Origin of the sequence: Bacillus sp. BS98 (assembly GCF_008432245.1) — a bacterium.
GTDB lineage: Bacteria > Bacillota > Bacilli > Bacillales > Bacillaceae_G > Bacillus_A > Bacillus_A toyonensis.
The window spans coordinates 1-17323 of record NZ_CP043833.1; the positions used below are offsets into that span (position 1 = coordinate 1).

Annotated in this window: 16 protein-coding genes and 2 pseudogenes; 11 read left to right on the forward strand and 7 right to left on the reverse strand. The window is 29.7% G+C overall.

What is annotated here, in order from left to right:
* Window positions 1-277 precede the first annotated feature (277 nt).
* Window positions 278-762 (reverse strand): annotated as a pseudogene (locus tag F0362_RS31520) (endonuclease domain-containing protein).
* A 298-nt stretch (window positions 763-1060) separates the two neighbouring features.
* On the opposite strand from F0362_RS31520, the pseudogene F0362_RS29980 reads away from it, so the two are divergent.
* The 3 genes and pseudogenes from F0362_RS29980 to F0362_RS29990 all read left to right on the forward strand — a co-directional run bounded on the left by F0362_RS29980 (window position 1061) and on the right by F0362_RS29990 (window position 3407).
* Window positions 1061-2242: pseudogene (locus F0362_RS29980) on the forward strand (FtsK/SpoIIIE domain-containing protein).
* Window positions 2243-2247: 5 nt separating this feature from the next.
* Entirely contained in the window at window positions 2248-2952 is a 705-nt protein-coding gene (locus tag F0362_RS29985) for a replication-relaxation family protein (RefSeq protein WP_149890212.1), read from the forward strand.
* A 107-nt stretch (window positions 2953-3059) separates the two neighbouring features.
* Window positions 3060-3407: a YolD-like family protein gene (locus tag F0362_RS29990; protein ID WP_149890213.1), complete on the forward strand. Its 348-nt coding sequence runs from the start codon at window positions 3060-3062 to the stop codon at window positions 3405-3407.
* Between the two features lie 484 nt (window positions 3408-3891).
* Here the strand turns inward: F0362_RS29990 and F0362_RS29995 are convergent, their stop codons facing one another.
* Window positions 3892-4083 (reverse strand): hypothetical protein, encoded by a 192-nt coding sequence (locus F0362_RS29995; RefSeq protein ID WP_098676179.1) that lies wholly within the window; start codon window positions 4081-4083, stop codon window positions 3892-3894.
* Between the two features lie 537 nt (window positions 4084-4620).
* Here F0362_RS29995 and F0362_RS30000 point away from each other — a divergent pair.
* From F0362_RS30000 to F0362_RS30010, 3 genes are all read left to right on the forward strand, one after another.
* Window positions 4621-5184: a recombinase family protein gene (locus F0362_RS30000; protein ID WP_098676180.1), complete on the forward strand. Its 564-nt coding sequence runs from the start codon at window positions 4621-4623 to the stop codon at window positions 5182-5184.
* A gap of 322 nt (window positions 5185-5506) precedes the next feature.
* Window positions 5507-5821: a hypothetical protein gene (locus F0362_RS30005; RefSeq protein ID WP_087994992.1), complete on the forward strand. Its 315-nt coding sequence runs from the start codon at window positions 5507-5509 to the stop codon at window positions 5819-5821.
* Between the two features lie 181 nt (window positions 5822-6002).
* A complete protein-coding gene (locus tag F0362_RS30010) occupies window positions 6003-6476 on the forward strand; it encodes a hypothetical protein (protein ID WP_149890214.1) in 474 nt (157 codons plus the stop codon).
* 148 nt (window positions 6477-6624) lie between these two features.
* On the opposite strand, the gene F0362_RS30015 is transcribed toward F0362_RS30010, so the two are convergent.
* Complete coding sequence (locus F0362_RS30015; protein ID WP_149890215.1) at window positions 6625-7755, reverse strand: hypothetical protein; 1131 nt, start codon at window positions 7753-7755, stop codon at window positions 6625-6627.
* Between the two features lie 214 nt (window positions 7756-7969).
* Between F0362_RS30015 and F0362_RS30020 the strand changes: the two genes are divergently transcribed.
* Window positions 7970-9079 carry a response regulator aspartate phosphatase gene (locus tag F0362_RS30020; protein ID WP_149890216.1) on the forward strand — a complete coding sequence of 370 codons (1110 nt, stop codon included), beginning with the start codon at window positions 7970-7972 and terminating at the stop codon, window positions 9077-9079.
* Window positions 9076-9210 (forward strand): hypothetical protein, encoded by a 135-nt coding sequence (locus tag F0362_RS31325; RefSeq protein ID WP_000758112.1) that lies wholly within the window; start codon window positions 9076-9078, stop codon window positions 9208-9210. Before F0362_RS30020 ends, F0362_RS31325 begins: the two co-directional genes overlap by 4 nt.
* Window positions 9211-9288: 78 nt before the next feature.
* On the opposite strand, the gene F0362_RS30025 is transcribed toward F0362_RS31325, so the two are convergent.
* Both F0362_RS30025 and mobQ read right to left on the reverse strand, forming a co-directional pair.
* Window positions 9289-9954, reverse strand: coding sequence for a hypothetical protein (locus F0362_RS30025; protein ID WP_149890217.1), 666 nt, complete (start codon window positions 9952-9954; stop codon window positions 9289-9291).
* Window positions 9955-10070: 116 nt separating this feature from the next.
* Window positions 10071-13007 (reverse strand): MobQ family relaxase, encoded by a 2937-nt coding sequence (gene mobQ / locus F0362_RS30030; protein WP_149890218.1) that lies wholly within the window; start codon window positions 13005-13007, stop codon window positions 10071-10073.
* Between the two features lie 285 nt (window positions 13008-13292).
* On the opposite strand from mobQ, the gene F0362_RS30035 reads away from it, so the two are divergent.
* The 3 genes from F0362_RS30035 to F0362_RS30045 are packed head-to-tail and all read left to right on the forward strand — an operon-like array spanning window position 13293 to window position 14982.
* On the forward strand, window positions 13293-13559 hold the full coding sequence (locus F0362_RS30035) for a hypothetical protein (RefSeq protein WP_098676156.1): 267 nt from the start codon (window positions 13293-13295) through the stop codon (window positions 13557-13559).
* Window positions 13560-13561: 2 nt separating this feature from the next.
* Window positions 13562-13879, forward strand: a complete 318-nt coding sequence (locus F0362_RS30040) for a hypothetical protein (RefSeq protein WP_149890219.1) — start codon at window positions 13562-13564, stop codon at window positions 13877-13879.
* A 5-nt stretch (window positions 13880-13884) separates the two neighbouring features.
* Window positions 13885-14982, forward strand: a complete 1098-nt coding sequence (locus F0362_RS30045; protein ID WP_149890220.1) for a hypothetical protein — start codon at window positions 13885-13887, stop codon at window positions 14980-14982.
* Between the two features lie 402 nt (window positions 14983-15384).
* On the opposite strand, the gene F0362_RS30050 is transcribed toward F0362_RS30045, so the two are convergent.
* Together F0362_RS30050 and F0362_RS30055 are read right to left on the reverse strand one after the other, a co-directional pair.
* Window positions 15385-15822, reverse strand: a complete 438-nt coding sequence (locus F0362_RS30050; protein WP_149890221.1) for a hypothetical protein — start codon at window positions 15820-15822, stop codon at window positions 15385-15387.
* Between the two features lie 17 nt (window positions 15823-15839).
* Window positions 15840-17015 carry a ParM/StbA family protein gene (locus tag F0362_RS30055; RefSeq protein ID WP_149890222.1) on the reverse strand — a complete coding sequence of 392 codons (1176 nt, stop codon included), beginning with the start codon at window positions 17013-17015 and terminating at the stop codon, window positions 15840-15842.
* Window positions 17016-17323: the final 308 nt, after the last annotated feature.

Sequence of the window (17323 nt, forward strand, 5' to 3'; positions counted from 1 at the left end):
ACACTTACATTAGAAAGGTAGGAGAGTATTAAAAGGATAAAATATAACAACATAAAAAAAAACAGTTGGGAACGTGTTGCCCGACTGTTTTTTTTATGCCACAACCGAAGCGAAGCGGAGGGCGTAGTGATTTTTTTATTATAAAATCATTTGCAGAAGAGAAGTGTTCGTTTTGAAAAAATGACCTCTCAAATTCTTTTAAGAGCGGTTTTTTCAAAAGAATAATGCTATGAGTCTAAAGTGTGTTTAAACGTTTATATGAGGCGTTATTCTGTTTTTAACGAGTGGTGTTTAAATTTCCTTTGATTTTCAGTTGCATACTCGGGTGATCGAGTGGAAGTAAGTCCATATCGTATAGTTTTGCTTCAACTTTTCTCATAACTGAATAAAAATCTTTTTGAAGTTCACGATCACTCAACCTTAAAATTTCCCATCCTTGTTTTCTTAAAAAAGAATCTCTAACAGCATCCTTCTTTTTAGCTTCTGGTGTGTTGTGGAAAATATAACCATCTACTTCGAGACATAATTTCTTCCCGTTTGGACTATAAAAGGAAAAATCCAACCTGTACTTTCCTACTCTTTCTTGAACACATGGAGATACACCTAAACTTCTTAAAGAGTCATATACTTTTCGTTCTAATTTATTGGCACATTTTTTTCTTTTATCACAAGAAGTTGGGTCATATGTCGAGTTTTAGTTGTTATATTAGCCAAAGCATAAAAACATATTGAACAAATTAGAACAAATAAGAGAGTCATCATGCATTTTTCTCCTTTTTGTTATTTATTGTATAGGCAACAATTACCCATCTTTTGCATAGGTTATTATCATCTAATAAGTTAAATTTTACTTAGTTCTTTGCATAGGTTCTTATCTAGGTATTATTACCTATGTTTTAACTGTCCAAACACTGTAAATTAAGGAATTGTTAAAGATGTTGTTGGGGCGGTGAGGTCGAGAGACCGAAGAAAGCCCCAGTGCCCAACTTTCAGAGTTTTTATACACAGTAATTCAAAAAAAATCAGGTTAAAATTTGTTATTTAAAGGAGCGGTTTTTTTATGATTACTAAACTAAAAAAGGCATGGCAAACATTTAAAGTTGAGCAAGAAAAAAAGGAATTAATTAGAGTTTTGACTGAAAAAAACAAATAAAGCTTTTCATTCGGCAAAATTATACTTAGTCCAAAAAAACAAAATAACAGATTTAGATATGTACATTTATCCTAAAATTCAAAGTGTTCGATTACTGGATTTTGCCGAAATTGTTTTTACAATACCAAAGGGGCTGAATCCAAAAGATGTAAAAAATAAAGAGTATGTTTTTAAACAATATCTAAGCGAGTATGCGGAGTTAGAAGGGGAGTTATTAAGGTTTGTTATTCGTATTGTTCCAAATGAGATCAAAATGATTAAATACAATTATAACGCCTTTAAAATTCAAAAGGAAAAGATACCTATAGTTTGTGGTGTAAATAAATATGGAAAATACATGATCTATGACATGGTTGCACATGCGCATCTTTTAATTGCGGGTGAAACAGGGAGTGGAAAAAGTTCGCAAATTCGCTCTGTTTTAACAACACTTATTCAGAATAAAACACCTGATAATTTACATCTTTATTTATGCGATTTGAAGCAATCAGAGTTTCATTTATTTCAAAAAGTCAACATGTGCAAAGTGTTACTTATACACCAGAAGAGTTATATCCAGTGCTGTTAAAGTTAAAGAAAGAAATACAAAGAAGAGGTAAATTACTGAATCAACATGGTATTAATCACATTGACAAATTGCCAGAAAAAATTCCATATATAGTAATGTGTATCGACGAATACCCAATGTTGGCGGGGGAAAAAGAAAGTTTAAAAATTATTAAAGAAATAAGTGCTATTGGTCGAACGAATGGTGTTTTTTTGATCTTGTCAATGCAAAGACCAGATGCGGAAGTTTTAGATGGAAAAATAAAAAACAATCTCACTGTTTCAATGGGTTTTCGATGTAAGAATGCTACAAATTCGAAGATCATGGACTGTGCTGGTGCTGAAAATATACCAAAATCAGCAACAGGAAGAATGATACTTAATTTTGATAGTTTAGAAACCATTCAAGCACCTTATTTAACAGAAGAAAAAGCGAAAGAAATTTTAGAACCGTATTGTCGTTTAGAATCAGAAAAAACAATCGATAATGAATCAATTGAAACTTTAAAACGTGACTCTATATTTGGACAATTGGAGGATTGATTGGAATGAACAAGCGTGACCAATGCATTATTGACGATCTATATCGATTTCGTGTTTTAACAAGAGATCAGATTATTTCTTTGCATTTTTCTGATTTGAAAAAGCCAATCAGTAATTGCAACCTCGTTCTTAAAAGATTGCAAGATCGTGGGTATATTAAAGCGTTAAGAAATTTCAAACCGTATGTGTATATTTCATCAGATTCAAAGATAAAAGAATGTAGTCAAAAAATCCTACACTTTTTAGCTATTGCTGACGTTTATGTTGAAATGAAACAATATGATACACCATTAAATTTGATTGTAGAGCCTAAATTTGCGGAAAAAGGGGCTGTTGAACCGGATCTGTTTTGTTGTTGGAAAAAATCAGCTTTCTTTGTTGAAGTACAAAGAACAATTTATAGTGAAAAAGTCATGAATGAAAAAATCAGTCGGTATGAAGCATTTTATTATTCAGAGATCTGGAAAGATTTTGAGTGGCAAAAATCTGATAAAAAAGTATTTCCTATTATCATTTTCATTACTAGTACCAGATATAACATAAAATCAGATGTATTAAAAATAGTTCAAGTTCCTAGTATAGAAACTTTAATTGAACTATTCGATAATAATACAATTCGTAAAAATATAGAGAAACCTACAGTTCGTAATCAAAAGACTAGCGACAAAATAATAATACAGATTAATAATAAAACTTCACTTATTGAGTAAACTTTTGAATTGTAAAATTAAAAGCCTTAATAAAGGTTTTTTTTTGCTTTTAAAAGAACGTTTGTTCGTATATAATAAGAGCATACAATAAGAATCGAGGGGTTAATATGGAAAATTGGGGTGTTCCAAAAGTACGTGGGAGAGGCATGGTAAAATTTCAACCATTCGCAAGCTTGCCGGAACAGTATGAGGGAATACGTGAGATTATAGAGAATCTGAACAAGGTTTCAAAACCTATCCTTACAGAGGATACAAAGGAACGGATAGAACGAGCCTTAATAAATTCAATACAATATGATCAAGAAGTACTCATTTCCTATTATCGTGAAGGCATTATTAATAATATGTACATAAATGTATCACATATAGATTCAAGTACAAAAACTGTGCATTGTACGGATGCGTTTGGATTGAATACAGAATTTAAAATTGATGAATTTGTAGATGTAGAATAAGTAAAAGAAGGTCACGCATATTTAAGAAGACCTTCTTTTACTTATTTTCCCTTCCAATAAAGTCCATCTCTCAATATATTTTTAAGTACGACGAATAATTTCACATACCACAATATTTAATAAAAAACAGTAAACACAATACGATAAAAATCTAATGGAACACGAAAATAATACTTTTGCAATCAGTGAATTACTTAACCATTAAGGGGTTCAGCCGAGGTACGTGTAAAACTAGGTCATAGCAATACATTTTTTACCAAACGTTGTTTTTCAGAGATATTTGTAACATAAACGTTCGTTTTTGTTACGTTTTGCATTTGAAAATATGAAATATCCTAATCGTTGAATCAGTTGTAACAAAATACTGTATCAAAAATAATCCGTAACATTATTAATAAAACACCTTTTTGTTACACTGAAATCTGATAATGGAAATAAAATACAGACTATGAACCCAAATTACATGTATCTCGGCTGAACCCCATTAATTTATATAATGACTAATTAAATAGAATACATAACCGATCATCATTAATACAAATCCAATAACATGAATCAATAAACCAATTAATAAAAATTTAAATAGCTTCTTAAATACAAAAACAAAAAACTTAGTTAAAAATCCAACAACTATAAAGAAAATAATATTTGTCACAACTAATCCAATCATATTCATCGCATATCACCTCAATATTTTTTCTTCCTCCAAACCCTTTCTTGTGTTTGAAGAGGAAGTGAAGTTCCCAATGGGGATTAATTTCCCCGTTGGGTGCGAAGCTTTTAACATATAGCAAAGGAGTGTCAAAGGAAAAGTTTAAAAATTTTTGTTTGTTTAGTGAAGCCCGCTCTTTGGGCCTCACTAAACAGATCTTAACAAAAAATTTTCAACCCTTGACAGGATCGTACTGGAATAGGACTCTAACCGGTAAGGTTCGGGTGTCCTTACCGGTTAGAGTCCATTCCAGTGTGCTATGTGTTCAATCTTCAAACTCAAGAAAGAATTACAAACCAAACTTCCAAAAACGAATGTTTTTGACACGTTTTGTATTTTGTCTTTTTTTCTTCTTTTTCCGCTTTATTTTTATGCCAAAACTCATTACAAAAACTATGCACCTAAAAGGTACGTTTATGATATAATATAGGTAATGAATGTTGATATTTAGTCTTTTTTACAATAAACAACAATAATTTTTAACATTAGGGTGATTTTAATATGAAAATCGGTTACGCAAGGGTCAGTAAAGACGAACAAAATTTAGATTTGCAAATGGATGCCCTAAAAAAAGCCGAATGTGAACGAATCTTTTGCGAAAAAGTATCTGGCGTTTCTGATAAGCGTATAGAGCTAAAAAGAGCATTGGATGTTTTACGAGAAGGTGATGTATTAATTGTTTATAAAATGGACCGTTTAGCACGTTCCGTCAAACAACTTTATGAAATTACCGATCTATTGAAAGAAAAAAAAGTACAATTTATTTCTCTACAAGATAACCTTGATACAACAACCCCAGCGGGAAGGGCTATGTTTGGTATGTTTGCTGTTTTTGCTGAATTTGAAAGGGATATTATTAGAGAGAGAACGATTTCTGGTTTAAAATCAGCAAGAGCAAGAGGGAGAATAGGCGGTAGACCTAAAAAAGACTCAAAAAAAATCCAACAAGCTATGGAATTATACAATGATAAAGATAAAAAATTTACAGTAAAAGAAATTACAGAAATGACAGGTGTATCACCTTCCACACTTTATAGAGAATTGAGAGCTAGAAAAGAAGATTAATTACAAAGGGGAAATTCATATTATGTGGGGAACACTTTTCGCTGTAGTATGTTTAATTTTTCTAATGGATCTATTTACTGGTGTAAGCAAGAATAAATTTTTCAATCGGTTTTTGTATACTGGATTGTCTATCTTTTTATTTCTAAGCGTTGTGTTTGTACTTTCTTCGGTTATATTCTACTAAATTTAAAATGTTTTTTTCAGTAGTTACTTTTATTAAAATGACTATTGAAAACAAAAAACACAATAGGTTTTTACAAAGGAATTTTTTAATTCCAATAGAAAAGGATTAATAAGAACTATTAATTAAGGAGTGTGAGTTATGCCTAAGAAAAAAAACTCCAGTTTCTTAAAATTTGTGACTTCGAGAGGGAAACTTTATGTATACCTCGCTAAAGAAATCTATATACGAAAAGAGAACGGTAAAAATATATCTAAAACAAAAACATTATATGGATTCGGAAGGTATGATATAGCTTTAGAAAGATTATATTGTTGGCGTGAAGATCCAGAAACATTTCCAGAAGAACTAAAAGGAATGAACTATAATTGGTTTGATATAAATGATTGGGTTTTAACATTAGAAACCGGTTATTCGAAAACAGGGCGCAAACTCTCAGCCCTGGCTCGCTTGTAGTCGAACCAAATAAAAAAAGAAATGGGGTGGTCACAAATTATCAATTGTGACCACTCCATTTCTTTTTTATACTTTTCATATCTTGTTAAAACTTACTGAAGTCCGCATAATTTATTTAAAAATGATATAATTAATTTGCAACAAAATATTCTGTATTTTTCAAAATGGAAGGACGGATACTATGACTTTAATATTTGATTCGATACCACTTGAAATTTATGAAACTTTAAATAACGGTGTACTTTGTTTTAACATTAGAACTGATGAATACACACATGGTAATAATGATCCGAGTGTATTAAGTGAAGAAAGCATTACAATATCCCTTAAAAATAAAATGATTAAGATCAGACGCACATCAAGTAGTACATCCTCAAGAACTAATCAATATGAAAACATCTCACTTCAATCCATTCCATATAACAATATAGATAACATAATATTAGATTTTATATTAGACACTAATAGTAACTATAAATCTAGTCTTGTCAGATTCTTATTTTTGCAAAATGGTCAAGTAGTGCATGAGTTTAAATTTTCAATTCAACTGTTACATATCCCAAAAGAAGATCTTCCAAAAGTAGAAAAAGTAATACATAACATTCATGAAAATTTAGTTAGAGAAATTTTAACGCCTGTTTCCAGTGTGATGTAAATTAAATTTGGTTGCAAAACAACTATATTATTCCCTAACAACTACGCCCTCCGTTTCACTTCGGTTGTGGCATAAAAAAAACAGTCGGGCAACACGTTCCCAACTGTTTTTCTTATGTTATTATACTTCTCCAATAAGAGGGCATTAATTATGAATAACAAAATTGTTTTATGACCAAGTCAGCGATGTTTTCAATTATTAACTCCCATTCCTTATTATTGGAATCTAATATAGTCGGAATCAGTAGATCCATTTTTGCATCCCTTTTCCCATGTACTCTACTGTTGCGATACGCATATAATTTGTTTGCCAATTCTTCCTTATCAGTGTTATTACTTATTAATCCCTTTGAAAGTGCTTTATCCATTATAGATCCTATATTGTTTGTTTTATTCAAAAGACTTCCTAATAAAATATCTTCTCTTAGTTTATAAACATCTGTTATTTTTTCAAGGACTTTATCTATGTCTTTATTTTGATTATAATCAAGAATAAACGATTTGAACTCATCTTTTCTATTAATTAAAAAGAAATATTCAAGCACTCTATAAAAATTTAAAAAATCCCGCTTTCGTTTTCCTTCATTGTAAAGGGCTAACGCTTCAGGGTATTTACCCGATTTAAAATTTGTATCCAAGTTACTTTCATCTACTATTTCTGTCTCTACCCAATACTCATGAAAATAGGAATACTGATAAACCTCTGGGTAATCATTAGACAAATCAGATGGACAATACTTATGCAAAATGTACATTGCGTTTTGAAGATAATCTTCAAGCATTTCCTTATTTACATTTCTTAGTTTAATTGTGTAGAAATTTGCCCATTCAAAATGTGAATCCGTTGATATGTGGTTAAAAATTAATTTAAATATGTTGCTCGGGCTACCAATCTCAAATTCAACATCATCAATTTTAAAATTTTGCATTACTGTTTCTGAAAGTACATCTTCTATTTGAGTATATGAAAATAAAAACTCGGCATAATTGCCAGTATAAAAACCTTTATCCTTAAAATACTTAATTTTGCTGTTCAGTTCATAATTATAATCCCTCAAGTATCTTTCTAACCAATAGGTTTCCCATCCCTCTTTTGCGCGGTTATCCGCTGGGATAAGATTTTCTCGATCAATAACCACCCTAATTTCAGTTTCCTTCTCTTTTAGTACAATTCCATTGTCATCGTTTTTTAAAACCTCAACAAGTTCTTCTTCTATCCACTCTTGGTAACATTTTTTTAATAACATTCTAAACAATTCAACACTATTAACCGGCTCCATTGTCATAATCTCCTTTTACATATCAAATACCTTTCCCACCACTTTACTCTACTGTAACTATTTATTTAAAAGCTACAAATACGTCCTACTCTTATAAAGAACAGAAAATTCAGATATTTTTAGAGAAACAGACAGTTCTCTTGTGAGTGTCACAATGTTTTAAAATTTCTGTTATTATTAAATACAAATATATAGTACGGTAAGGAGGGGTTTTATGCTTACGTCTACAAAAAACGAAAAGCTTACAAATTTACTGAATGAGTGGTACATAGAAATTAGAGCAAAGCGTGTAAGCAATGCTCAACTGTTAAAAGAAAAAATAGATGGTAAAATCAATGAACTTGAAACAACTAGCGAAGATAACCAGACAAAAAATTTGCTATTGTATTATTACCTTTTAGATTTTAGATACACTTATTTAATAGATAATTTAGGATTATTAAAAGAAAGCTTTGATAAAATTGAATCATTTGAAGTGCCCAATGATAGTCATTTAACTTATTATTATCACTTTTTTAAAGCAATTCATTTGAATGAGTTAGGAAATTATAATTTAGCAAGGGAACATTACGATATAGCCGAATCACTTCTACAGTATAGTGCTGACAATCTTGAAAAAGCGGAGTTTTATTATAAATTATCTACATTTCAATGTGACACTCAACAAGTATTGTTATGTATTCGAAACGCCACTAAATCAAAGGATATCTATTCAGATTATCCAAATTATGAAATAAATGTAGCGTTTTGTGACAACCTTATAGGTGTGGCTTGTATGGAGTTGAAGGAATGGGAACTAGCGGAAGAACATTTTACTTCCGCAATGAATCAATTCCAAAAAATCGGTGAAGAAAAGTTCATTACTATGGCTCGACACAACTTAGGATGGATGTATTCAACTCAAAATCTCTCTTCTTTATCCATTCGATACCTTTCAGATGTTGCTGAAAAATCACCAAACCATTATAAGGCTATCTACATTAAAGCAAAGGAACATTATAAATTAAAAGAACACGAAATTGCTAGTCAATTAATTGAGCAAGGATTAAAAATTTGTAATAAGTCACAAATTGAAGGGTATCAACATCACTTTGAAATTCTAAAAGCTCTAAATCATAATGTAGATGCTAAAACATTAGAAAAGACTATCCTTAAAGGTATTTCTTACTTTGAAAGAGAAAAACTATATGAGTATGTTCAGGAATATCATGAAAAATTAGCAATCAAGTTTTATGAAGAAAAACTTGGTTCAGAAGCAAGTGATTATTTCTATTTGAGTTCAAAGGCAAGAAATAAAGTTTTTGAGAAAGGGGCATTGAAATGAAAAAAGTAACAATCAAATTATTAGGGGTTATTACAGCTTTAACATTAGCACTAGGCATATACAGTCCTACTGAGAAAAATCAAAGTCCTCAACTTGCAAAAATGATGACACATGGAGATTATGGTGGTTGATCCCACAATTAAATGATTAAACAAAAAAGTCATACGCATTTTGTATGACTTTTTTATATTTAATCAAAAATTATTTTATTAGCTTTTTGTCTGTTCAGCTTTATTAACCATTTTACCTTCTTCATTTACATTCCGTTTATTATTAGATTTTGGTTCTACTCCTCTAATATATTGACTATTTAAACCGGTTTTCCATCTTGAAGATGAATCAATACGCCACTTGCCATTTTCTTTTGTCCACTCTAACCAAAATTCTCTGTCAATGTATTGATAAGCTGTACCATCTTGAAATTCATCATATTTTATATAAGTTGTTATTGTAGATTTTTCTTGATCTATTTGAGTATCTTTATCTAGAATATAATACTTCCCGACAGTACCGAATAATTGATCTCTACCCGTAGTTAAAAAAGAAATTTTGTCACGATCATCACTTTGTAAGTTTTCTTCATTAATCCTCTTAATAAGTATATCTTTATAAAATCCATTTATACTTTCACTTGTGATAGGTTTGTTTTCTTCATGAATAAATTTATCCATATATTCTTTTGTGCGATCAACAACTATTTGTATATCTTTATTTGTTACTTTCTCTTTCTTTGTGTCCTCATTATCATTCACTACATTTTCACTTGATACAGTTTGTTTTTTTGAATCATTTTTACTCCACATAATACCCGCCATTACGCCTGAAACAACTAATAAAACAGCAATTACAGAATACAATATTTTAGTGTTTTTCATTTTAATTCTCCTTATTATTTTGTAATTCTGTAGTTCTAAGTTGCTATAAATATCAAGATAGTAGAGGATTAACATTTCATTCTTTGTAAGACCCCCTACAATCTTATTTCACAGTATTACATGTCAATCCCTCTATGTTTACCTAATTTCTTCATACGGTTTCTTCTTAATTGGTTCTGGTGCTCAAATTCCCTAATTTCAGCTTCACGTTCCACCTTATTTTTAACCTGTTCTAACACATCAGGTGCATTTAGAAGGCTTTCAATCACACCTTCTTTTTCTTTATTATTTTGATATTGGTTATATGAATTTTGTTCTTGTTGTTTTAACTCTTTAATATGTTCTTGAAGTTGACCAGAAACTTCTATACCATTTTCTTTTTCCATTTTAATGAGTTCTTCACATTCAGTAATTTCCTTCATTACTGTTTCATATTTACTAATTGTTTCTTGATCTTTTAAAACAGTTCGCTTAAATGTATTTGATTTGTTTTCTAACTGTTCTTTTGTCTCTAACAGCAATGGTAACCGTTCTTTTACGTTTGAAGATTTCACAAGCGAGTTTATAGTTTTCTGGATTTCACTATAATGTTCCTTTAAAGTAGATTGCTTTAATTTTGTATCAGTTAAAATTGCTTTTAGATTTTTTTGTTTATCTTTAAAGTCATATACTGATCCAGTGGATTCATTCCAATCTTTAATTTGAACCATCAATTTTCTTTCCTGTTCATCTAGTAAATGACTATATACATAAATATCTTTATAGCTATAAGTTTTTTCTACATATCTAATTGCTTGTTCTTCAAGAACTTGCTTCGCTTGTATAAGTGTAGGTAAAACAACATTTTCTGTTTTTTCTTGTTTAGAGATTTGACGTTGTACTTTTTCCATATTCCATTTAACTTTTTGAAGAGCATAAGATAAGTTATTTGGATTAATATTTTCTTTAGCAAACCATTCTTTAATATTCTTCAAGTTTTCTTTATCACTTCTGGATTTAAATAACTTACCATCAATTTTTTGTACTGTTTCGTACTTACTTATTACTTCATCATAAAAAGATTTTAATTGGTCAATTTCAGATTTCAAAACAGAAGACTTTATACCAGATGATTTTGTACACATCTCTTCAATTTTATTAATTATTGTTTTGTATGTTACTTTATCCTTTAAGTGTTTATTAGCCAGATTTAATACTTTATTTTCAGTTTTAGCAATCATTTTTTGAGACACAATTGTAAATTCTTCATCTCTCGTTAAATCATTATTTTTCATTTTTTCTAGATAAAGATCTATAAGAACATCTTTCTTCTCATTATCTAAAAGTGTTCCATCTTCTTCTAAGAATGAATGTAACTCTGAATCTGACTTAATGTGATTTTGCATTCGGTCAATCACAACTTTCTTAGCTGTTAATAATGTAGAAATATCATCTTTTGCTTTCTCTACTTTTTCATTATCCTGTTTTTTCTCACAAGACAATTTCCAATAATTTAGTTGTTTTAAACGTTTTGCTAAGTTATCAGAAGTTAAGTCATTTCTTACAATATTAGTCGCTTTTTCAAGCAACTCATCTTCATTAACTTCTCTTACAACATTGCTGTAATTTAGACTTGGGTTATGTTTAATCTTATCAAGAATTTTAACAGCATATTTACCCTGTTTTTCCATTGGACATTCATCTAAATAAACACCTAATCCATTACGTGTCATATAAGATAGTGCTTGTAATTCATAATGATTTTTAGCTTTTTCTATATCATTAATTTGAGAATTAACATTATTTTTTTGCTGATTATACTCTTCATGAGATATAACATTCTTAGTTAATTTTCTATCTAGATTTTTATCAATTTTATTTAAAAACTCTAAGCGATCCTCTAAACGTTCATACGTTACAAATTCTTTTATTTGTTTTTGAACATTTTCGAAAACAATATCTTTTTCTATAGATTCAATAATGGAAAGCGTATCATTTGAATTGATTTCTTTTATTTTATTAGTCAATCGAATTGCAATTTCTCCACGTTGTTCCGGCTTCAAACTATTAAGATATACTTCAAAACCAGTGTGTTCTAATGTATATAAAGCTTGCAATTCATAAGATTGTTTTTCAAATTCTAAGGCTTCTTTAGAAGAATTGATTTTCTCTATTTTCCGATCAAATAAGTGATTTGAAACCTTATTATTATCAAGTTTCCATTTTAAACGATTTTCATCTTTTGTAAGGAAATATAATTTCGTTTTAATTGCTTCATATTTAGACAAGGATATCGTTTTTACTTGCTCTGTTTCTTTTTTATGTCCTTGTTTTTCTAACGAATTTAAAAGTTGTTCTCTCTTTTCTTTTAAAGAAATAACACGCTGGTTATACTCTTTTACCTTACGGTTTTTATCTCCAATTCTCGTTTGAATTCCACGTTCTTCTAATTGGTGGAAAATATGACCTAAGTGTTCTGTAGGTAATAAATCTTTTCCTTGATTCTCGTAACTTCTGTGGTCAATTTTTTCTTGAATACCTTCTTTTTTCAGATACAAGTTTGCATACTCTGACCATGCTTCTCTAGTTTCTAACAAGAATGATTTGGCATCCCAATTTCTATTTTTTACAGTGAATCCTTCATCTGAAATTTCTCTCGTTGTAAGCATGATATGAGCGTGTGGATTATCAGAATGATCTCTATGAATAGAAACATCAGCTACCATTCCTTTTTCTACAAATATGTCCTTTGCAAAATTCAATACAAGCTCTCTTTGCTCTCCAATAGATAATTCTCTTGGGATTGCAACAACAACTTCTCTTGCCACTCTACTGTTACCACGTTTTTCAGAAAACTCCACTTCATTCCATAATTTTTCTCTATCCAATACCCAACTGGGAGCGTGAGAAGGTGCAAGAATATGACTATCTGGTTTCACTTTTCGATTATAATTTTTAGTCTCATGTGTTCTTTCACAATATAATTGTTCGCCACTTCTATAAGAGGCACTCGCAATTGCATTTTGACCTTTACCTCTTGATATTGTTTTCATTTTTAAGTGATAGATAGCCATTTCATTTACACCTCCTTTTATTGGAATAGAGAGCACAAAAGCCCCGCAGGGTAAAAAATCGTGTCTACGATTTTGAAAAGCACATACAAACTTGAAGATTCGAAGAATCGAAAAGTTTGTGTAAGTGCGCACTGTACCTTCTGTACAGTGATCATTGTACCATTATTTACTTATATTTACCATTATTTTTTCCAGAATATTCTTGATTTATTCTTTCTCATTCTCTATAATGATCTTAAGAATCTATTTATTATTACTTATACTCTCTGGGTAGGGGGTAACAATTTGGGAAAAGAAAATACTGAAAATGAATTAATAAAGATTGATAAGGAATTAGAATTATTAAAAATTCGTCAAAGAGAAATAATTCATCAAGATGGGTTAAAGAAAAGAAAAGAACGTACAAAAAGATTGATTCAAACTGGTGCATTATGCGAAAAATATTTTGAAATTTCACACTTGGATATTTCTGATAGAGAAGAGGTATTCAAAATTTTTTCTAGTTATATAAAAAATAATTTACCGCAAAAATATAAACAGGATGGTGAATAATTATGGTGAAAACTACAGAAGAACAATTAAAAGAATTGCAAGAACAGGAAAAGCTATTAAAAGAAAAAAAACGTGAATTAATGAGAAAAGCTAAAGAAGAAGCTAAAGAAATGCGTGAAAAAGAATTAAAAGATACTGGGTTACTATGCGAAGAACATTTTGGAATTGAACAATTAAGTTTAGAGGATAGAAAAACATTATTTTCTTATGTTTCCAATCTTGTAAAACAAGAAATGAAAACTTTATTTAAAGAAGACGATGCAATAGAAGAAAAACCAACAACAGAAATCAATTCTTTACCTGAAAAAGTTGGGGTGTAAGTTAAATGAATATGACTGAATTTCAAAAAGAATTTTTAAATAAACCAGCGTTTAAGTTTGAATCAAAAACCGAAAGTATAACAGTTAACTCTTATGAATTTAAAGATTTCTCTTTTGATTATTTCAGTGGATTATGTGACACCAATAACATTAAACATATATCATTAAATGATTGTACAATTGAAAAATCTATTTTTATTTTCAACAGAGAAATTGAAGTAACTAACAGTCTTTTTACTGAATGTCATTTTGATTTCAAAAAAAATAAGGATGACATTCAGCATTTTGTTAGCTTTAAAAGTAGTTCAATATTAGATTCGAACATCGACTTAAATCAGTTCAATTCAATAGCAAAAATTCATCATGTTACTATAAAAAAATCAGACCAAATTTCTTATATAAATGCAAACTCAAATAATAATTTTGAAGTGATTGATAAAAGAACTCAAACGGACTTAGGTTCATTTAATGACATATTAATTGCCGAATCAGTAGTGAAAATTTCAGATGCAACTTTTAAGGCGAATGAACTAAATAAGACGCCTAATCTTAAATATAATGGTCTTACTCCTTCAAATGACTCAGAACAAACTTATGGATCTATCCTTATCAACAAAAATTCTCAAGACCTTTTTAAGACTCCAATAATCAATTCAACAAACAAAACTCCAAATCTTAAATATGATGATCTTACTCCTTCAAAAAATCCAGAGCAATCTTATGGTTCTGACATCATCAATAAAGAATTTCAAGATATCTCAAACAATACAAAAATCGAACCTTTTTTTGATGGACTAATTGATAATTCGTTTAAAAAAAATCCGATTTTTACAGTGGAATGTTTAAAACATTATATCGCTGAAAATCATGCTGATATTCATCTTATTGAATCAGTAAGTACAGAAAAATTCACTGTGAAATTCGAAAAGTTATCTGAAACACTTCTAGTAAGTAAAAACACTTCACCTTTAGATCAGAAAGAAGCATTAAAAGATATTGCAAACGAAATATTCGATCCAGATAATACACTCAAACTATCCAATATCATGCAAGATAAACAAAATGAAATAGAACAAAAACAAACAATATCCTTTGAAAGATAAAAAGAAATACAATACCTTTTAAACATTCTATACGCTTCCATTTTTGCGTTTGAGGGAATAGCATCTAGCGAACACAAGAATGGACTCTAACCGGCAAAGACACGGTTTAAGCCCAATTCCATCACGTTCCTGTCAAGGGTTGAAATTCCTTGTAAAGATCCGTTCAGTGAAGCCCGTTCTTTGGGCCTCACTGAACAAACAAATAATTTTCAACTGTTCCTTTGACAGTCCTTTGCTATTTGCTTTTCAAATCACATCCCACAGTGAAAAATAATCCCCTGTGGGAACTTTCTTTCACTTCAAATGTCCTTTCTGTGAGTTTAAAATAGAGCAACACTTTAAATCATTCCATTTCCAAACAAAAAACCAACACATTTCTGAAATTGTGTTGGTTTCAATTTATTAATCGCCAAATATACTGTTGGCATTTACACCTTCATATTTACTTTTTATACTTTCAACTTCTTCTGGAACTTTATGATTTTTGTGTTTCTCTTCTTTAATTTCTTTTTCTGTTGTCTGATTATTATTTTCTAATACAACCGTTTCTTGATTCCCCTTTTCTGAGTGCATTACTTTAGGTACTACTAATTGATGTGACATTTTACTTGCAATTTCAGAAAGGAATTTTTCATCTTGTAGTAACAATACTTCTGATAATTTTTTTTGTTTGTCAAAATTGTCTATATCATCTGTTCCTAAAAATCTAATTGCAAATTGCACTAACGTGTTTAACGATCCAGATATATTACTTTGGTTCTCAATCCATTCAAGAAATAGAGGATCATTTTTTATCTTTTGAAACTTCCAATTATATTGTTCACGCTCTTTTTTTGTCATTTTTTCACCCTCTTATATTACCCAAGAATTTTTCTTAAATTGTTCATCCCTTCTGAATTAAGGTTTATTGCATACTTTTCTGGAACGTAAAATAACATTAAATCCGTTTTATCACAAAATGCTAAAACTTTGTCATACAATTCTTCACGTAATGCAATAGACCCTCCACCGTACACCACAATAATTTCAGCTTCACTTCCAGTTTCATTAAGGTACTTTTCTTTAATATCTTCTGTTATTAATTGTGCTTGTTCATATCGAGTTTCATATAAATAATCTGAAGCTTCTTCATGATACTTATCACTTGGATCAAGTATAATTTGCACAAATTGTTGACGCTTAAAGTTTGTACCTTTCCTTTCATTTAACAATCTAGAAGCTTCTTCTGTTGCATGACCAATACCTCGACGTTCTCCTTTACAACTATCTAAAACAGGATTTAAACCTTTTGTGTAAATGTATTCTGTAGTACCATCACCAATATCAGCATGTAGTATCTTTTTATCTTTGAAATAATCACCTGTCACTTCTATGTCTTTCAATTTGTTTTTATATAACTCTTGGAAAGTTGAAAACATATCTTTTTTTCCTTCGATGATTGCATATAGGGATGTAGCACCCTCTTTTGTAACTCTAACCTTTGAAAATTCCAACTGTACAGTTACCTGTTTTTCACCCACGTGAACTATTACAACATGTTTATTTTCTTTAAAACGCTCCATTAAATATTTTGCTGTTTTTGGTGTGTGTTGGCTTGTAGGAATAGCAGTTATAAGATCCACTTCAACATCTAAAACACTAGGGATTTCTTTTGTTTGTTCATATGTTTCTTGAACCATTCTTGCCGAAATTACACCTAAAATATTTACAACTGGCACATCATCTTCATGTTTTTTCCCAACCTGAATATTCATACTAGTAATACGATTACCTTTTTGTAACGCTCTTTTTCCAATTAAGAAACTTCCGTTTCTTTCAATTCCGTTACTTGTGATATGAACATAAAGATCATCAAGAAGATTGATTACATTTTTTTCATCATTTGTTTCGTAGGATTCAATTCCTCCATACACACGTTGAAAAACGTTTGGAACAACTTCATACTTCCCATTAACAAACAATTTTAAATTACTATTCCCTAAATCCGCTTCCACTTCCACGTGTAATTTGTCTAACACTTGTGATTTTGCCATTTCTTTACCTCCTAATAAGATAATTATATAAATTTTATATAAAATAGATATCGTTCAATTGATTACATCATTTAACTCTTCTAAATTATAACATTTACAAGAATAAAAATCAATAAAAATTATATAAAATTTATATAATTTTTATTGATTTACACGAAACAACTCTTAACTTTAACGAAAGCAATATTTTATTTATATAAAATGTATATATTATTTATATATTACAGGCAAAAAAATGATAGTTATGATTATACAATATATTAATTATATATTTTTTATATAAAATAAGTGAAATTGGAGTGTTAAAA